The sequence below is a fragment of the Staphylococcus caprae genome (assembly GCF_002902725.1).
GTDB lineage: Bacteria > Bacillota > Bacilli > Staphylococcales > Staphylococcaceae > Staphylococcus > Staphylococcus caprae.
In genome coordinates this window covers 1-766 of sequence record NZ_PPRT01000044.1, presented here as the reverse complement: position 1 = coordinate 766, position 766 = coordinate 1, and the positions used below count along the sequence as shown (strand labels likewise).

Genomic DNA, 766 nt, shown 5'->3' with positions numbered 1-766 from the left:
CGATTGAATCACTGTATGTGCTTGAACACCATTCTCTTTGCCATATAAAGCTCGTGTTTGCTTAAACGATGATTTTGCATAATCTATATCACAATTTAAGCCACTTTTTTCTTCTGCTCGCTTTTCTGCGTAATTGATTGCTCGACTTGCCGATTTGGTATTACCTAATTTAGTTGTTGCCATCGTTATCACTCCGATTCTTTTTAGGTGCAAAAACTGCTTTTAAAATATGCAAAATCATAACGATGAATAAAAAAGCCATAAACCAAATATTATTAGTAAAATCGAAAAATATAGCTAAACCAATATAAGTAAGTGCCAATATACCGATAATAATATTAAAAGTTAGTCTCAATTTAGGCTTTGCCATATATCGTTCAACCTTTCACGTAATTCACTAATGTTACGTTCTAATGCTTCGTAGTTCGGTGTTTCATGTTGATGTTTATTACAATATTTAGCAATCTGATTGGCGTTTGCACCTAACTTACTTAAATCTCTAGCAATCGATTGTCGCGTTTCTTTATCAAATTTTGGTGCGACTAATCGACTGCCTTGTGCCTTTTTCTTTACGAAAGCAGGCACACTCATATTTAAAGTTTCCGCAGATTGCCTTAACTTTAAATATTCGGATTCGCTCACACGAAAACTAATTTGTTTTGGCTCCTTACGGTTGGGTTTACAGTTTCGCCCAACAGTTTCGTCGCTAGCCACAAATGTGTTTTGTTCGCTCATCAATCCCACCACGCTTTCTTCGAAAATTATT

At 35.2% G+C, this 766-nt stretch carries 2 protein-coding genes and 1 pseudogene; all 3 read right to left on the bottom strand.

Going from position 1 to position 766, the window contains the following annotated elements:
* Positions 1-183: pseudogene (locus CD155_RS09595) on the bottom strand (relaxase/mobilization nuclease domain-containing protein); the annotation flags it as partial.
* Entirely contained in the window at positions 170-370 is a 201-nt protein-coding gene (locus CD155_RS09590; RefSeq protein WP_103213195.1) for a hypothetical protein, read from the bottom strand. The pseudogene CD155_RS09595 and the gene CD155_RS09590, both read right to left, overlap by 14 nt.
* Positions 352-735, bottom strand: coding sequence for a plasmid mobilization protein (locus CD155_RS09585; RefSeq protein ID WP_103213196.1), 384 nt, complete (start codon positions 733-735; stop codon positions 352-354). The genes CD155_RS09590 and CD155_RS09585 overlap by 19 nt, the downstream gene beginning before the upstream one ends.
* Positions 736-766: the final 31 nt, after the last annotated feature.